Source organism: Salinisphaera orenii subsp. halophila YIM 95161, assembly GCF_003732545.1.
In the GTDB taxonomy this organism is placed as follows: domain Bacteria; phylum Pseudomonadota; class Gammaproteobacteria; order Nevskiales; family Salinisphaeraceae; genus Salinisphaera; species Salinisphaera orenii_A.
In genome coordinates, this window is sequence record NZ_AYKF01000063.1 from 1 (window position 1) to 15,551 (window position 15,551).

Sequence of the window (15,551 nt, forward strand, 5' to 3'; positions counted from 1 at the left end):
AATCGCGCCCCGGTGTCCGGCTGGCGATGGCCGACGCCCGGCTACCGTCGAGGCTCGGCGACCGCACGCGCCTCACGCTGCAACAGCCCGGGCATATGCCGTCACCACGCCGGAGCAAGACGATCGGCGCTTCATGGCCGGCGCTGCATTGGCTAGACTGGCCGGATGCAGAATACAGACACCCTGGAACGAATACTCACCCAGCTGACCCGGCTGGCCGATATCGACGAAGCCCGGCTCGCCGACGAACGGCGCGCGGTCGGCGGTGATATCGACTGGTCCGCGCGCGCGTTCCGCTGGCGCGACGACGGCCGCCTGCAGGCGATTCCCGCGCCGGCCACGATGCCACTCGACCGGCTGCACGGTATCGACCGCCAGAAGGCGCGGCTGCTCGCGAACACGCGCCAGTTCGTCGCCGGCCGGCCCGCCAACAACGCCCTGCTCTGGGGCTCGCGCGGGACCGGCAAATCGTCGCTCGTGCGTGCGCTGCTGCCCGAATTCGCCGACGACGGCCTGCGCATCGTCGAGGTGCCGGCCCACCGGCTGGTCGATCTGCCCGACCTCGTGGCCACGCTGGCCGGGCGCAGCGAGCGCTTTCTCGTCTTCTCCGACGATCTATCGTTCGAAGCGGGCGACGGCAGCTACAAGGCGCTCAAGGCCGTGCTCGACGGGTCGCTGGCCGCAGCCCCCGAGAACGTCCTGATCTACGCGACGTCCAATCGACGCCACCTGTTGCCGGAGTACCAGTCCGAGAATCAGGCCTCGCGCACGGTCGACGCGGCCAGTGGCGAAATCCATCACGGCGAGGCGGTGGAGGAAAAGATCTCGCTGTCCGAACGATTCGGGCTGTGGCTATCGTTCTACCCCTTTGATCAGAGCCATTACCTGGCGATCGCGGCCCGCCATCTCGCCGCCCACGGCATCGAAGCCGAAGTCGGCATCGACCAGCCCTGGGAGCGCGAAGCGCTGCAGTGGGCGCTGGCGCGGGGCAATCGTTCCGGGCGCACCGCAGAACAGTTCGCCCGCGACTGGGCGGGGCGATTTTCAGCCGACGACGCACTCTAGAATTCGAAGTCGTCGTGATTGAGTCGCTGACCTTCAGGTCGCGACGCGCGCCACACAAACGCCGAAATCGATCATGTAGCCGGCCCGTTCCGCGCCGTTCACGAGGATGATCCGCGTATCGATCGCCCCGGCGTACGCCCGCGCTTCACCGCTGAAATCCGAAGCGGTGATCAAGACGCCCTTGCGTACGCGTCTGCCCTGCAGGGCGCCAGCGAACTTCTGTATCTCGGGCCGCCCCACCACGCTCGACCAGCGCTTGGCCTGGACATGGATCGCGTCCCGCGCGAGCCGATCCTCCTTGATCACGCCGTCCACGCGACCGTCACCCGACTGGCCGAACGTCTGACCGGCGCTGCGGCGCGAGCCGCCGTAGCCCATCGCGACCAGCAGCTCGACGACCAGCCGTTCGAAAAGGGCCGGCGAGCCAGCCAGCACTTTGTCCAGAAGTTCGACTTCGAGCGCGTCTCGCATGCGTGGATCGCGCTGCTCGATCTAATCGCACGGGTCGTTGACTCGGCTACAGCGTCGCCGTTTTCCGTTTTGGTTCGTCGACGGCTGTTTCTTTCACTCGGCCCGCGGAAGTGCCGATACGGCTCAAAGCGCTTGCGGTATCCAAGATCGATTCGTTCTTTTCCTCGACGAGGCCGCCCGGCCCGCCGGCGTGATGCGATAGCCGGCGCGCGCCGGCAAATCGATCAGGCCGCCCCACGCCTTGAGATGCACCTGGGCCCGCACCACACGATTCACGAATACCGACTGCTGACCGCTCGGCAGCATTGCCGCCCTTTCGTCTTCCGAAAGTTCGAAATGCCCGGCGCGTGCGGCGAGCGTCTCGTAGTTGGCATGAATCCGTTCATCGGACAGAGGAACCAACAGGGGCCGCAGGACCGTCTGAAAATCGGGATCGCTCAGCCGGCCTCGGGCGCGGCGACGAGCGTCTCACCGCACCGGCGGCACAGGTAGGTCGTGCCCGCCTGCGCCCGCTTGTGGCGGATACTGGTCAACCAGGCGGGTTCATCGCAGCGACATCGATAGCGATGACGCGTCAGCCGCCGTGTCGGCTCGGCGGGCAGCGTATGGCACGGCGCCGGCTCGACGCCGAAGGCTCGCATGAGCGCTTTCCATTCCGCGCCATGCGGCTTTGCGCGACGGCCGCACAGCCGATGGATCACGACGTGCGCCACCTCGTGGGGCACGGTCTCGGCGAGCATCTCGCTCGGGTGGGAGGCCAGCAGCGCGGCGTTGATGCGGATGGCGCAGTCGCCGCGGCGACGCGCGAGAATCGCCTGGCCCGCGGCCCGGCCGCGCAGATCGAAACGCACCGCCGGTACCGGCAGCCGCGCGGCGCTGGCGCCGGTGATCTCGCGCGCTCGCATGATCCAGTGCGCGGTGGCCTCGACGGCTCGGGCCTGCGGATCGTCGTCGTCGAGATCGAGTCGCTGCTGTTCGGCTCCGGCCATGCGTACCGTTGGCTTCGTGGGCGGGCGCCTCAGGATACCCGTTTGCGCGGGACCACCCCAGACTGCGGCGCGGCCGTCAGTGCGAGCGCCTGCCGCAGGGCCAGGCGCTGCCGACGAATCCAGTCGGCATCCGCCAGCCGGTCGCGCAGACAGAAGGGAAACTGCTGGCTGAGCTCGGCCAGACGCCGGTCCGCGTGTTCACGCGCCGCGCGCAGCCGGTCATGCTCCCGGCGCAGGGCCACCACGGCCTGCGGCAGGCGCGCGTGACGCGCCAGCGGTCGGGCCTCGGGCAGCAGCCGGGCCAGCGTTTCGCGGTCGCCGTGGCGATAGGCCGCCATCGCGCGGGGCCAGAGACCGTCGCCGTCCGCGGCGGCGGCCTGCGGCACCACCCGCGGATGCAGCAGCGCGAGCAGCGCACGGAAACTGTCGCGGGCCACGGCGGCCTCGGTCGCCGTCAGTGTCGACCAGTGCTCGCGTTCGGCCTGGGCGGCGGCCATGCGCATTTCCGGCGCGCTGGCGCGGTCGCGGCGCAGGTCGCCGAAGGCGGCCCAGTAGCGCGCCGCCCACTCGGGGCCGTCGTGGAAGCGCCAGTCCGCCTCGATCGACAGCGCGCGGGCCAGACGACGGCGTTCGTCGCGGGCCGCCCGGTACAGCGTGCCGTGGGCGGGGTGAATCAGCGTGCCGGCGGTATTCGATGTGGTCATGCTCGACTCCCTGTGTTGGCGTCGAGCACAGGGTGGCCGCGGCGGTGGGTCAATCGGCGACCCGCCGCTGTATGAATCTACAATTTTTCGATATTCACCGCCGTATCGGCATAGCGCACCGCGGCGCGCCGCAGCCGATCGGCGGCGGCTTCGCGCAGCGCCGCAGGCGCGATGATCTCGGCCTCCGGACCATAGGCGAGCACGTCCTGCAGCAGTTCCTCGGCGGCCGCATACGGCACGCGCAGCTCGTAGCCGCCGTCGTCGTGCCAGTGGCCGCTCTGATCCGGATGCCACTGTTCGTCGGCCACCCAGCGGGCCGCGCGGGCCGAGAACCGGACCACGGCGATCTGCGTGGCCGCGCCGGAGATGATGCCGTAGCCGCTGCCCAGTTCGCGGTCCAGCGCCGCGGCGTCCATGTCGATCGCCGTCGCCTCCGTGATCTCCGCCCGACGGATCCGGTCCAGCGAGAAGCTGCGAAGGCCCTCGGCGTCGTGGCACCAGGCGTCCAGATACCAGTTGTCGCGATAGTAGACGAGCCGCTGGGGTGAGACGGTGCGCCGGCTCTCGGTGTCGCGGGCGCGGCCGTGATAGCGGATATCCAGCCGGCGCCGCATCGCCAGCGCCCCCGCGACGTCCGCGAAGGCGGCGCCGGGCCGGCGGGCGCTGGCGCGCAGGATGCGGGTCCGGCGCGCCAGTTCGCCGGTGCCCATGGCCCGGCTTTCCAGAATCCGCTCGAGGCGCTTGCGGATCGGGTCGAGATCGGCGGCGAGCAGACCGGGCTGAACGGTCTCCAGCAGCTGATCCATGGCCAGCAGCGAGACCAGCTCGGAAGCGTTGAACCACAGCCCCGGCAGTTCGAAATGCGCGTCCGGCGAGGCGCCGTCGGCCAGCGCGTAGTAGTAGCCGTTATACTCGCGGTCGTATTCGATCGGCGCATCGAGATACAGCCGCATGTCGCGGATGATGCGCTTGACCGTGGCCGGCGAGCATTCGAGGCGCTCTTCCAGCGTGGCCTTCGGGATCGGCCGGCGCGCGCCGGCCAGCTGGCGATGCAGCGCGTAGATGCGGTCGAACACATTCATGTCCGCCAGTGTAACCAGCCTGCAGCGCGGCGCCGAACCGCCTGCCGAAAAACGCGCCTTGCAGCCGGGCACTGCACTGCACAAACTGGTGTCATACTGGGTACACGACACACGCCTGTCCCCATGATCCGTATCCGGAAGAGTATCCGCGTCGCCCGCGGCGTCGCCGACTGTTATCGCTATCTCGTTGATTTTTCGACCAGCGAGCAATGGGACCCCGCGGTCTACCGGGCCGCCAAGCGCACCCCCGGCGCGCCCGGCGTCGGCACCGAATTCGACGTCACGGTCTCGCTGTTCGGCCGTCGGCGCGAGCTACGCTATCGCATCGAATCCCTGGCGCCCGGCACGGCCATCGTGCTCTGCGGCACCGGTGCCGGCATGGTCTCCGAGGAGCGGATCGAACTGGTCGCCGATGGCGATGCGACGACCGTCGAATACCGGGCCGACTTCACGCTGACGGGCCTGCTCGGCTGGTCTAAGCCGGCCGCCCGGGCGCTGGTCGAGCGCATGACCGGGGCGGCGCTCGCGGGTCTGCGCGACGCGCTCGAAATCGACACGACCCCGCCGCGCCAGGGGTGGCGAGACTACATCGCCGACCGCAGCTTGATCGCCGCCGCACCGAGCTTCACCGAACGCGGTTATCTGGCGCTGGACGACAAGGCCCACAGCGAGTTCATGGACGACCGCGTGGTGGTGGTCACCGGCGCCACCGGTGGGATCGGCGAAGCCATCGCCGCGGAGTACGCCCGCCTGGGCGCGACCACGGTGATCGTGGGCCGGGACGCGCAGCGTCTGGCGGCGGCCGCGACGCGCGTGCGCGATTTCGCCGGCTGCGCGGCCGAGCGCGTGACCACCGTCGAAGCCGATCTGCTGGATCTCGCCCAGACCCGCGCGGCCGCGGACGCACTCGTGGCCGCGCATCCGCGCATCGACGTGCTCGTCAACAACGCGGGCGCCCTGTTCGTCGAACGCGCGACCACGGCGGACGGCTTCGAGCGCACGCTCGCGATCAACCTGGTCGCGCCGTTCGTGCTGACGGAGGGCCTGATGCCGGCGCTCGGCGCGGCCCGCGGCCGCGTGGTGAACATGTCCAGCGGCGGCATGTATCTTCAGCCGCTGGTCCTGGCGGACCTGAATTTCGCCGAGGGCCGCTTCGACGGGACCAAGGCCTACGCCCGCGCCAAGCGCGGCCTGGTCGCGCTGACCCGACACTGGGCACGGCGCTACGCCGAGACCGGCGTGACCTTCAACGCCATGCATCCCGGCTGGGTCGCGACCGCAGGCGTGGCCCAGTCGCTGCCGGGCTTCAACCGCGCGCTGGGCCGCTTCCTGCGGGATGCCCGAATGGGCGCGGATACCGCCGTGTGGCTGGGGGCATCGCGGGCCGCGGGTCGAATCAATGGCGAGTTCTTCTTCGACCGCCGGCCGCATCCCACGGCCGTGTTGCCCAACACGCGAGTACGGCCGAGCGAGGCCCAGCAACTCCACGGCTGGCTGCGCAACGCCACCGGAATGGACGGCCATGGCGTCGGATAACAGCGAACAACGCCGTCGGCGCCGGCGCATGTTCGGCGCCGGCGTACGCACGCTCGGCCGCAGCATGCTGCATACGATGCCCGGCTACGATCGTGCCCGCAGCTGGCAGAAGACCGGCCAGGACTGGTACGACACGCTGGGCTCGCTCAAGGGCGCGGCGATGAAGCTCGGCCAGATCGCGTCGCAGTATCGCGACTTCCTGCCGGAACAGCTGGTCGATCAGCTCTCGCGCCTGCAGCGCAACGCCGAGCCTTGGGACTACGCGCGACTCACCCCGGTGCTGGATGCGACCTGGAGCGAAGCCCAGCGCGCCCGCCTGGTCGAGATCGACACCGAGGCCATCGCCGCGGCGTCGATCGGCCAGGTCCACCGCGGCCGGCTGGACGACGACCGCGACGTCGTCGTCAAGATTCGCTACCCCGGCGTGGCCGACGCGGTCGACGCCGACATCGACAACCTCGCCCGCCTGCTCAAGCTCTCGCGTTTTCTGCCCGTGCGCGGCAGCGACATCGACGCCGTGCTCGAGGAACTGCGGCTGCGCTTCATCGAGGAGACCGATTACCGCCACGAGCTCGCCAATCTTCAGACGCTTCGGGCGATGACGCTGCCGGGCTACGTGCTGCCCGAACCGGTATCCGAGCTGTGTACCGAGGCGGTGCTCGTGACAACGCACGTGGCGTCGCGTCCGATCGCCGAAGCGCCGCCGAGGCTGGGCGCGGCCGTGGTGTCGTCGATCTGCCGCCAGGTGTTCACCTTCGGCGCCCTGCACGCCGACCCGCACCCCGGCAATTTCGGCGTGACCGACGACGAACGCATCGCCCTGTTCGATTTCGGCTGCGTGAAATACTTCGACCGGGCGACCCGCGACGCGCTGCGCGATGTGGTCGCTGCCGCCCTGATCGCGGACTGGCACGGCGTGCACGACGCCCTGGAGCGTCTCGGCGTGGTCCCGGCGGACAGCTGGGCGGACCACGGCCGCACCTACGCCGAGATCTATCGACGGCATGCCGAGGCCACGCTCGAACCGCTGCGCGCCCAGCCCGACTATGTCTTCGACGACGACGGGTTGATCCAGTCGATCCACGCCGAGATCCGCGAGTCGCTGCGTCACTGGAAACGCTTCAACGCCGCACCGGAGCTGGTCTTTCTGATGCGCACCCTCAGCGGTCTGTACTGGATCCTGCGCAGCATGAAGGGCCAGGCCCCGCTGATCGCCGAGCTGGAGGCGATCGCGGCGGGCGCCTACGATCCGCCGGACGACGCCGACGCCTGATCGGACCCGCCGGCGGATTGTTATACTTTCGCCGGTTCATGCTGTATCGCTCGGCGCGGCTCGCGCGGCGATGCGGGTTCCCTCACCCCGCCAGAAAAAAGGCCCGTCATGCTCGATCTGTCCACACGTCAGGCGCGGCGCGTTCTCGCCGTGGTGGCGGCGTTTCACGTTGCGGTGATCGCCTCCAGCAATTACCTCGTGCAGCTGCCGTTCACGCTGGCCGGTTTCCACACCACCTGGGGCGCGTTCACCTTCCCGTTCATATTCCTCGCGACCGACCTCACCGTTCGCCTGTTCGGCGCCGGGCTCGCCCGCCGCATCATCTTCTGGGTGATGCTGCCCGCCCTGGCGGTGTCGTATCTGCTGTCGGTGCTGTTCGTGGACGCGCGTTTCGCGGGCTGGGCGGCGCTCACCGTATTCGACGTCCCCGTGGCCCGCATCGCCATCGCCAGCTTCGCCGCCTATCTGTACGGGCAACTCCTGGATATCGTCGTATTCAGCCGTCTGCGCCGGCTCAAACGCTGGTGGGTCGCCCCGGCCGCCTCCACCGTGTTCGGCAACATGCTGGACACGCTGCTGTTCTTCTCGATCGCCTTCATGGGCAGCCGCAACCCCTTCATGGCCGAGCACTGGTTCGAGATCGCCTGCGTCGACTATGCGTTCAAGCTCGTCATCAGCCTGGGGTTGTTCGTGCCGTTGTACGGCGTTCTGCTGCGCGTGCTGGCCCGCCGCATCCTCGCCTGGACCGACGATCGCGGCCCGAGCGCTTTGGCACTACCGCGTTGAGGGCCGGGGTTAGGGGCACTTCGGCAACGCGGCCCGGGGCGTATCGATCCGCGGCACAGCCTGGATAGCGGCGCTGGCGCCCCGTAATCTTTTCTTGTCGCCACCACTACGCGATCGAAACTTTTATCGTATGATCGTGTCTCTGTAAGGCCGAGCGCACTGACGCCGAACCATCGGCGTCGGCTTGTGGGGGACCCGGAACGGGTCGCAGCATGAATACAATCGATCGCGTCGGATTCGCTGGGTTCTTTCTGGCGTGCCTTTTCCTGGCGTTTATCGGCGGCACGCTGATCGTGCTGACGCAAGTATTCCCCTATCAGCACATCAACGACGCCTACAAGGCGGCCCACGCGCTGATCGCCCAAGGCGCGATCGATGATCGCTACACGCAGACCGACCAGTGGCGCCTCGCCCGCACGACCGAGCGCGGCACGACCATCCACGATCCCGAACGCGCCTATAACGGCTACACGCTATACACCTCGGGCGGCGGCGCCTACGCCTCGCTGATCGACATGGACGGGCGCGAAGTGCATCGCTGGGCGCTACCGTTCAGCCAGGTCTGGGACACGAACCCGAGCGGCCGGGCGGCCCGGTCCGACGACCTGATCTACTGGCGCAAGGCCATCATGTACCCCGACGGCGATCTGCTGGCGATGTACATCGCCGCCGGCGACACGCCCTGGGGCTACGGCCTCGTCAGGCTCGATGCCGATTCCAACGTGATCTGGCGCTACAAGGGCGCGACTCATCACGATATCGACATCGCGCCGGACGGCCGCGTGATCACCCTGACGCACGAGTTCAGCTACCGCGAATTCCCCGATTTCCCGACGCTGGCCCGACCGTGGCTGAACGATTTCCTGGTCGTCCTCGACGGCGACACCGGCGAGGAGCAGCGCAGGATCTCGCTGTTCGACGCGTTCTACGACTCCCGCTTTCGGCCGCTGGTGACCGCGATTCCCAGCTTCGCGGTCGAGGACCCGCTGCACACCAACAGCGTGCAGTACATCGACCAGGGTCTGGCCGACCGCTTCGGCCCGGCCAAGGGTCGCGGCAACCAGGTGCTGCTGTCCTTCCGTCATCCCGGCGCGCCGGGGCTCGTGGATCTGGACAGCGGGCAGATGACCTGGGCGACACGCGGCTCGTGGCTGGGCCAGCACTTCGCTCGCGCCCTGCCGAACGGCAACTTCACGCTATTCGACAACATCGGCAACTTCGAGCCGGGCAATACCACCCGCCTGCTCGAGGTCGATCCGGGCAACGATGAAATCGCATGGCGCTATCAGGGCACCCGCGATCAACCCTTCGAAAGCCGGCTGCGCGGCGCGAACACGATTCTGCCCAACGGCAATCATCTGGTCACCGAATCCGACGGCGGCCGGCTGTTCGAGGTGACCCCCGAGGGCGAGATCGTCTGGGAATTCGTCAATCCGGTCCGGGAGGGGGATCGGGATCAGTACATACCGGTGGTTTCATCCGGCCAGCGCATCAAGCCCGACGCGCTCGACCCGGCCTTCCGTGCCCGACTCAACACTCCCTAGGAGGCATGTCATGGATCAGAATCGTTCCCACGGCAAGCACGTCAGATATCTACGCGCCCCGCTCACCCTCGCCATCATGCTCGCGCCGCTGGCGGCGCAGGCCTATGTCGGCCCTGGCGCCGGGCTGAGCCTGCTCGGTGCGCTCTGGGGGGTGATCGCAGCCATCGGCGCCGCGCTGCTGTTCGTCGTCCTCTGGCCGCTGCGGCGCATGATGCAGCGCCGACGGGAGACGGCCGAACGCCAGTCGAGGCCCGACGATACGGCCCCCGGCGCGGAGCCGCACGACCGTTCGAAGTCGTCGCACCACTCGTAACGACATCGGGCCGCGCCAGCGCGCGCCACGGTCAAAACGGCGACGCGGCGCGTGCCCGACATACTCGGAGATACCGATGGGGCTGTTCAATCTGCCCGCGCCCTTGTTCAATTTCGTCGACGCCGGCATGGCAGGCGTACTGCCGGCCGCGGTCCGCCTCGCGGTCTGGGCCGCGATCGGCGCGATCGGAACCATGCTGCTCTACAAAATGCTCTCGCCGCAGGCTCGCATCGGCGAAGCCAAGCGCCGGGCGAAGGCGGCACGCCAGCGGCTGAACGCCTTCGACGGCGATTTCGCCGATGCCGGGCCCTTGATCCGCGATCAGTTCGCGAGCGCGTTCCGTCATGTCGGCCTCGTGGTTCCGGGCACGATGCTGGCCATTTTGCCTTTATTGTGCCTGCTGCTCTGGGCCGAGACGCATTACGGCCAGGCGCTGCCCGAACCCGGCCAGGCACCGGCGATCATCATCACGCCCGCGGAGGGCTTCACCGGCGAATGGCAAGCCGCCGATGAGCCGCCGCATGTGCGCGTGACCCGAAACGGCGAGACGGTCGCCGATATCACCATGATCGCGCCGGTGGGCGTGGTCACCAAACAACCCTGGTGGCACTGGCTGGCGGCCAATCCACTCGGCTATCTGCCGGACGACGCCGCCGTGGAGCAGATTCGCATCCACCTGCCGGAGCGGCACTATCTGTCGTTCGGCCCCGACTGGATGCGCGGCTGGCTGGCGATCTTCATTCCGGTGATGTTCATCGTCTCGCTGGCCATCTACCGATGGGCGAAAATCGAATGAACACGCGACCGGATACAACGCGCACGCCCCGATCCCGTCCCGACGAAAGCGCGGTTGCCGGGTTCGCCGTACCGACCTGGATGCATCGCCTCGGCGGCTGGCAGCATCGTCATCCGCGGGCTGCGATCCGGCTCGGCAATTTCGACACCCGTGTCGCGGGCGAGGCCATCGCGCGGATATCGGTCGACCGGCCGATCTATATCGCCGGCATCGCCCGGGCCGGCACCACGATCGTCCTCGAGACGCTGGCGGCACACCCCGCCGTGGGCACCCACCAATACCGCGACTTCCCGCCGGTGATGATCCCCTGGCTCTGGCATCGCTGGCTCGCGCGGGTGCCGCAGCGCGCCGAAACCGCGGCCGAGCGGGCGCATGGCGACGGCATCGCCGTGACGTCGCGCAGCCCGGAGGCATTCGAGGAAGTCGTCTGGATGGCGTTCTTCGACGCCATCCACGACCCGCAGCGGAGCAACGTGCTCGATCGCACGAGTTCGAATCCCGAATTCGAGCGCTTCTACCGCGAGCACATCCGCAAGCTGCTGGCGATTCGCGGCGCCCGCCGCTATGCCTCGAAAGGCAACTACAACCTGATGCGGCTGGCCTACCTGCAGACGCTTTTCCCCGATGCACGCTTCATCGTGCTGGTCCGCGATCCGGTCTGGCACATCGCCTCGCTGATCAAGCAGCAGACCCTGTTCGAAGCGGGCGAGACCGCCCATCCGCGGGCACTCGAGCACATGCGTCGCGTCGGCCATTTCGAGTTCGGCCTCGACCGACGCGCGATTCATACCGGGGACGATGCGGCAGCCGAACGCATACGCCAGCTTTGGGCGGACGGCCACGAGGTCGCGGGCTGGGCGCACTACTGGGCCACGGTCTACGGCGCGCTGGCCGATCAACTCGACGCCGACGCCGCACTGCGCGACGCCTGTCTGGTGGTCCGCTACGAGGATCTGTGCGGCGACGCCGAAGCCACGCTGCGCCACGTGCACGCACACTGCGCGCTGGACATCAGCGACGACGAGCTTTCACGCGCGGCGGCGCGCCTGCGGCTACCGGGCTACTATCGCCCCGGCTTCAGCGACGCGGAATACGCGACGATCCGGGACTTCACGGCCCCGGTCGCCGCACGTTTCGGTTACGGCACGGATACGGCGGACACGCAACGCTAGCCCGGCGAGCGCCGCCCCGGCCTGCCAGGCCCGAAAACCGAGGCGGCCTCGGTCAGTCCGAGATCGCGGCGACGCCGGCCTTGGCCGTCTGGGCGTCCTGCTCCGGCTTGACGCCGGAGACGCCGACGGCGCCGGCCAGCCCACCGCCGACCATGACCGGCACGCCGCCGGTCATGGTGGCCTTGAGTTCGGGCACCGACAGGAAGGCCGCGCGGCCGCCGTTGATCATGTCCTCGAACGCCTGGGTTTCCTTGCCGCCGAGCGCCGCGCTGCGCGCCTTTTCGGTCGCGACGTAGGCCCCCATCGGCGCACAGCCGTCCAGGCGCCGCAGGGCCAGCGCGTGACCGCCGTCGTCGACTACGGCGATGGCCACCTTCCAGCCCTGGCTTTCGGCTTCTTTCTGGGCCGCATCGAGGATGCGTTCGGCGTCGGCGAGCGAGAGCACGGTCTTGTCTTGCATGGGAACAGTCCTTGGAATCGGTGTCTGGAACGACCTGCATTCTACCGAAGGCCGAACCGGTTTCACGAACGAAAAACGGCGGCCGCGAGGGCCGCCGTCAACGCCGGATACTAAGGAGTGGCGGTTATCCGCCGCCGGCCATCAGGCCATCGACCACACCGATGCCGTAGAAGGCGATCAGGCCGATGATGCCGCTCAACAGGCAGTAGTAGAGCGTCGGCAGGATCGTCTTGCGCATGGTCGTGCCTTCACGGCCCAGCAGTCCGACCGTCGCCGAAGCCGCCACCACGTTGTGGATGGCGATCATGTTGCCGGCAGCCGCGCCGACAGCCTGCAGAGCGACCATCATCGCGGTCGACAGGCCGAGTGTGGCGGCCACGTTGAACTGGAAGTCCGACAGCATGAGGTTCGAGACCGTGTTGGAACCGGCGATGAACGCACCCAGCGCACCCACGGCCGGCGCGAACAGCGGGTAGATATGGCCCACGCCGTCGGCGACGAGCTGCGCCATGGCCACCGGCATCGACTCCAGATCGGACTCGTTCGTACCCGAGTTGATCAGGATGCGCACCATCGGGATCGTGAAGATCAGCACGAAGCCGGCACCCAGAATCGTGTTGGTCGACTCCTTGAACGCGGCGCCCATGGCACTCGCGCGCATCCGATGCAGGAAGAACGTGATGAGCACGGCGATGCAGATGATGCCGCCGGGCAGGTACAACGGCTCGAACGAACCCGAGACGTCGGTCTGCCCCAGGATGTCACTCCAGCTGATCGCGACCGATTTGAGCGCGTCGGTGATCGGTTCGATCGTGCGCGAGATGACCAGCAGAATGGCCAGCAGCACGTACGGCGCCCAGCCCATGGGCGGCGTGAGCGGCGTACGCCCGGCCACGTGATCGGCCTTGATCTCCATGTTGCCGACCCATTCCGCCGGCCACTGGCTCGACTGCGGGAAATCCCAGGGCTGTTTCGGAATCAGAAAACCGCGCCGCGCCGCCGGCACGACGATCGCCAGGCCCACCATGGCGCCGATCATCGACGGGAACTCGGGTCCGAGGAATACGCCGGCCAGGGCGTAGGGCACCACGAAACTCACCCCGGCGAACAGCGCGAACGGCGCCACGGCCATCCCGTCGCCCCAGGATTTGCGCTCACCGAAGAAGCGCGCCATCACGGTCACCATGATCAACGGCATGAGGAAGCCGCAGATCGCGTGCGTGATCGCCACCTGCGAGGTGATGAGCTGGAAGTAGGCATCCCAGGATGAACCGTTGGCCGCAAGCTCCTCGGTGATGCCCGATTTGTGCAGGCCACCGCTGACACCCACGATGATCGGCGTGCCGACCGCGCCGAAGGACACCGGCGTGGACTGGATCATCATGCCCACCACGACGGCGGCCAGCGCGGGAAAACCGAGCGCGACCATGAGGGGCGCGGCGACCGCCGCCGGCGTGCCGAAACCCGAAGCCCCCTCGATGAAGCAGCCGAACAGCCACGCCACGATGATCGCCTGAATGCGCCGATCCGGGCTGATTCCGGAAAAGCCGTTGCGAATCGCCGCGATACCCCCCGAATGCTTGAGCGTGTTCAACAGCAGGATAGCACCGAAGATGATCCAGAGGATCGATATCGTGAGCATCAGCCCCTGAAGACTGGAGGCCACCACGCGCGTGAACGTCATGTCCCACGCCAGGAGTGCGATCAGTACGGTCACGATGAACACGACCGGCATGGCCGTGCGTGCCTGCATTCGAAAGCCGATCAGCATCACACCGGCCAGCACTAGCGGTGTGAATGCCAGAAGCGACATCAAGATTGAAGTCATAGCGTCTTCCCTGTGGATCCCGAATTGGCTCGGCCGACTGCCTCCTCCGGCACGCCGACGCAGATGATTGAATGACCTCAGCCAGAGGTTGCGTAAGCTAATCATGAAAGGTCGACCGTCGACAATGCGGCTTTGGTCCACCCCGCTCGCGATTTTTTTACCCGCCATGCCAACGAGGTGCGCACAGCGGACGCACCTGCCTCATAATCATGCCGGGGCGGCGAGCGGGCATGCGGCGAGGTGGCGATGTCACGTTATGGAAGAAAAATAGCGGTCGAAGAGCTACGCGCCGGCATGTATGTCGAGGCGCTGGATCGGCCGTGGACCGAGACCGATTTCGCCTTCCAGGGCATGCGCGTCGACACGGCCGACGAAATCGAGCGTCTGCGCGCGCTGTGCCGACATGTCTATGTCAGCCCGGCGACACTGGACGAGCCGACGCAGCCAGGCGCTGAAGACGCCCGCCGCTCGACTTTCAGGGGCGCGTACGCGGGCCGTGAGTCGAGCAGTGATAACGCGATACGCGAGCGCACGCCGCGCGGTTTTCGCGAGGAGCTACCGCGGGCGCGCATGCTGCGCGAGCAGGCGCGGGACCTGATCACGACCGTGCATGCGGACATCGAATCCGGACGTACGGTCGACGTGCGCGGCGCGCGGGAGGTCGTCGCAGAGATGATCGACAGCGTGGCGCGTCATCCGGACGCCCTGCTCTGGTTCACGCAGCTCAAGAACCGCGACGCCTACACCGCGCTGCACAGCCTGAACGTCTGCATGCTCTCGATCACGCTGGCCTCGGCACTCGATCTGGACGAAGCCGATGTCCAGGAGATGGGTGTCGGCGCCCTGCTGCGCGATGTCGGCAAGATCCGCATCCCGCTGGCGATCCTCAACAAGCCCGGTCGGCTGACCGATGAGGAATTCGCACTCATGCGCAGACATCCGGAATACGGTGTGGACATGCTGCGCGACTCGCCCGATCTCACGCCGGCCAGCCTTGAGATCGTACTGTCCCATCACGAACGCCTCGACGGCAGTGGTTATCCGAACGGCCTGGCCGGGGCCCAACTATCCACCTATACCCAGATCGTGGCCATCGCGGATGTCTACGACGCGGTTACCAGCGACCGCGTCTATCAGAAGGGCCGCACGCCCGCCGAAGCGCTCACGCTGATGCACGGCACCGATGACCGTGAATTCAACGGCCGTATGCTGCGCGTGTTCGAACAGACCATGGGCGTGCATCCACCCGGCAGCGTCGTGGAGCTCAATACCGGCGAGGTGGGGCTCATCCTGCCGGATTCGGTCGGCGCGGATGAGCCGGTCGTGCTTATCGTCCTCGACCACCGTAAGCGCCGCTACTATCCGCAGCGGGTGCGCGATCTGTCACGATTTCCGAGCTTCCGTATCGCCCGGGTGCTGCAGCCGGGCACCTACGATATCGATGTCGACGATTATGCGGAGGAGATGCACTGAGCCACCGCGGACCCGGCAACGCCACGCGAAGACGCGCAATCGGCGACGCCGTCACCCGT

The 15,551-nt window shown here is 67.7% G+C and carries 16 protein-coding genes; 9 read left to right on the forward strand and 7 right to left on the reverse strand.

All coding sequences use genetic code 11. From position 1 onward, the window contains the following. Positions 1-165: 165 nt before the first annotated feature. Entirely contained in the window at positions 166-1,065 is a 900-nt protein-coding gene (locus SAHL_RS03915) for an ATP-binding protein (protein ID WP_123590097.1), read from the forward strand. Between the two features lie 33 nt (positions 1,066-1,098). Here SAHL_RS03915 and SAHL_RS03920 read toward each other — a convergent pair whose 3' ends face one another. From SAHL_RS03920 to SAHL_RS03940, 5 genes are all read right to left on the reverse strand, one after another. Next, positions 1,099-1,536, reverse strand: a complete 438-nt coding sequence (locus tag SAHL_RS03920; protein ID WP_123590098.1) for a restriction endonuclease — start codon at positions 1,534-1,536, stop codon at positions 1,099-1,101. 123 nt (positions 1,537-1,659) lie between these two features. Further along, the gene (locus SAHL_RS03925; protein ID WP_123590099.1) at positions 1,660-1,977 is read right to left on the reverse strand and encodes a winged helix-turn-helix domain-containing protein; all 318 of its coding nucleotides are present in this window, start codon (positions 1,975-1,977) and stop codon (positions 1,660-1,662) included. Next, positions 1,974-2,525, reverse strand: coding sequence for a SprT family zinc-dependent metalloprotease (locus SAHL_RS03930; protein ID WP_123590100.1), 552 nt, complete (start codon positions 2,523-2,525; stop codon positions 1,974-1,976). The genes SAHL_RS03925 and SAHL_RS03930 overlap by 4 nt, the downstream gene beginning before the upstream one ends. Positions 2,526-2,554: 29 nt before the next feature. Continuing rightward, the gene (locus tag SAHL_RS03935) at positions 2,555-3,229 is read right to left on the reverse strand and encodes a hypothetical protein (protein WP_123590101.1); all 675 of its coding nucleotides are present in this window, start codon (positions 3,227-3,229) and stop codon (positions 2,555-2,557) included. A gap of 77 nt (positions 3,230-3,306) precedes the next feature. Continuing rightward, entirely contained in the window at positions 3,307-4,311 is a 1,005-nt protein-coding gene (locus SAHL_RS03940) for a helix-turn-helix transcriptional regulator (protein WP_123590102.1), read from the reverse strand. 123 nt (positions 4,312-4,434) lie between these two features. Between SAHL_RS03940 and SAHL_RS03945 the strand changes: the two genes are divergently transcribed. The 7 genes from SAHL_RS03945 to SAHL_RS03975 all read left to right on the forward strand — a co-directional run bounded on the left by SAHL_RS03945 (position 4,435) and on the right by SAHL_RS03975 (position 11,731). Beyond that, a complete protein-coding gene (locus SAHL_RS03945; RefSeq protein ID WP_184947311.1) occupies positions 4,435-5,847 on the forward strand; it encodes an SDR family NAD(P)-dependent oxidoreductase in 1,413 nt (470 codons plus the stop codon). Continuing rightward, entirely contained in the window at positions 5,834-7,120 is a 1,287-nt protein-coding gene (locus tag SAHL_RS03950) for an ABC1 kinase family protein (protein WP_184947314.1), read from the forward strand. The genes SAHL_RS03945 and SAHL_RS03950 overlap by 14 nt, the downstream gene beginning before the upstream one ends. 108 nt (positions 7,121-7,228) lie before the next feature. Continuing rightward, entirely contained in the window at positions 7,229-7,906 is a 678-nt protein-coding gene (locus SAHL_RS03955; RefSeq protein WP_123590104.1) for a 7-cyano-7-deazaguanine/7-aminomethyl-7-deazaguanine transporter, read from the forward strand. Positions 7,907-8,118: 212 nt separating this feature from the next. Beyond that, positions 8,119-9,450 carry an arylsulfotransferase family protein gene (locus SAHL_RS03960; protein WP_123590105.1) on the forward strand — a complete coding sequence of 444 codons (1,332 nt, stop codon included), beginning with the start codon at positions 8,119-8,121 and terminating at the stop codon, positions 9,448-9,450. Between the two features lie 10 nt (positions 9,451-9,460). After that, positions 9,461-9,763, forward strand: a complete 303-nt coding sequence (locus SAHL_RS03965) for a hypothetical protein (protein ID WP_221177823.1) — start codon at positions 9,461-9,463, stop codon at positions 9,761-9,763. A 76-nt stretch (positions 9,764-9,839) separates the two neighbouring features. After that, a complete protein-coding gene (locus tag SAHL_RS03970) occupies positions 9,840-10,559 on the forward strand; it encodes a hypothetical protein (protein WP_123590106.1) in 720 nt (239 codons plus the stop codon). Next, positions 10,556-11,731, forward strand: a complete 1,176-nt coding sequence (locus tag SAHL_RS03975) for a sulfotransferase family protein (RefSeq protein WP_245968382.1) — start codon at positions 10,556-10,558, stop codon at positions 11,729-11,731. The genes SAHL_RS03970 and SAHL_RS03975 overlap by 4 nt, the downstream gene beginning before the upstream one ends. Before the next feature lie 52 nt (positions 11,732-11,783). Here the strand turns inward: SAHL_RS03975 and SAHL_RS03980 are convergent, their stop codons facing one another. Both SAHL_RS03980 and SAHL_RS03985 read right to left on the reverse strand, forming a co-directional pair. Next, positions 11,784-12,191: a heme-binding protein gene (locus SAHL_RS03980; protein WP_123590108.1), complete on the reverse strand. Its 408-nt coding sequence runs from the start codon at positions 12,189-12,191 to the stop codon at positions 11,784-11,786. Between the two features lie 124 nt (positions 12,192-12,315). Further along, entirely contained in the window at positions 12,316-14,019 is a 1,704-nt protein-coding gene (locus SAHL_RS03985; RefSeq protein WP_123590109.1) for an L-lactate permease, read from the reverse strand. Positions 14,020-14,265: 246 nt separating this feature from the next. Here SAHL_RS03985 and SAHL_RS03990 point away from each other — a divergent pair, with 246 nt between their 5' ends. Further along, positions 14,266-15,492: an HD-GYP domain-containing protein gene (locus SAHL_RS03990; RefSeq protein ID WP_123590145.1), complete on the forward strand. Its 1,227-nt coding sequence runs from the start codon at positions 14,266-14,268 to the stop codon at positions 15,490-15,492. The last annotated feature ends 59 nt before the right edge of the window (positions 15,493-15,551 follow it).

Bases quoted from the DNA above. Each gene is read 5' to 3' on its own strand.
- SAHL_RS03915 (WP_123590097.1), top strand. From the start codon at position 166: ATGCAGAATACAGACACCCTGGAACGAATACTCACCCAGCTGACCCGG.
- SAHL_RS03920 (WP_123590098.1), bottom strand. From the start codon at position 1,536: ATGCGAGACGCGCTCGAAGTCGAACTTCTGGACAAAGTGCTGGCTGGC.
- SAHL_RS03930 (WP_123590100.1), bottom strand. From the start codon at position 2,525: ATGGCCGGAGCCGAACAGCAGCGACTCGATCTCGACGACGACGATCCG.
- SAHL_RS03935 (WP_123590101.1), bottom strand. From the start codon at position 3,229: ATGACCACATCGAATACCGCCGGCACGCTGATTCACCCCGCCCACGGC.
- SAHL_RS03940 (WP_123590102.1), bottom strand. From the start codon at position 4,311: ATGAATGTGTTCGACCGCATCTACGCGCTGCATCGCCAGCTGGCCGGC.
- SAHL_RS03945 (WP_184947311.1), top strand. From the start codon at position 4,435: ATGATCCGTATCCGGAAGAGTATCCGCGTCGCCCGCGGCGTCGCCGAC.
- SAHL_RS03950 (WP_184947314.1), top strand. From the start codon at position 5,834: ATGGCGTCGGATAACAGCGAACAACGCCGTCGGCGCCGGCGCATGTTC.
- SAHL_RS03955 (WP_123590104.1), top strand. From the start codon at position 7,229: ATGCTCGATCTGTCCACACGTCAGGCGCGGCGCGTTCTCGCCGTGGTG.
- SAHL_RS03960 (WP_123590105.1), top strand. From the start codon at position 8,119: ATGAATACAATCGATCGCGTCGGATTCGCTGGGTTCTTTCTGGCGTGC.
- SAHL_RS03965 (WP_221177823.1), top strand. From the start codon at position 9,461: ATGGATCAGAATCGTTCCCACGGCAAGCACGTCAGATATCTACGCGCC.
- SAHL_RS03970 (WP_123590106.1), top strand. From the start codon at position 9,840: ATGGGGCTGTTCAATCTGCCCGCGCCCTTGTTCAATTTCGTCGACGCC.
- SAHL_RS03975 (WP_245968382.1), top strand. From the start codon at position 10,556: ATGAACACGCGACCGGATACAACGCGCACGCCCCGATCCCGTCCCGAC.
- SAHL_RS03980 (WP_123590108.1), bottom strand. From the start codon at position 12,191: ATGCAAGACAAGACCGTGCTCTCGCTCGCCGACGCCGAACGCATCCTC.
- SAHL_RS03985 (WP_123590109.1), bottom strand. From the start codon at position 14,019: ATGACTTCAATCTTGATGTCGCTTCTGGCATTCACACCGCTAGTGCTG.
- SAHL_RS03990 (WP_123590145.1), top strand. From the start codon at position 14,266: ATGTCACGTTATGGAAGAAAAATAGCGGTCGAAGAGCTACGCGCCGGC.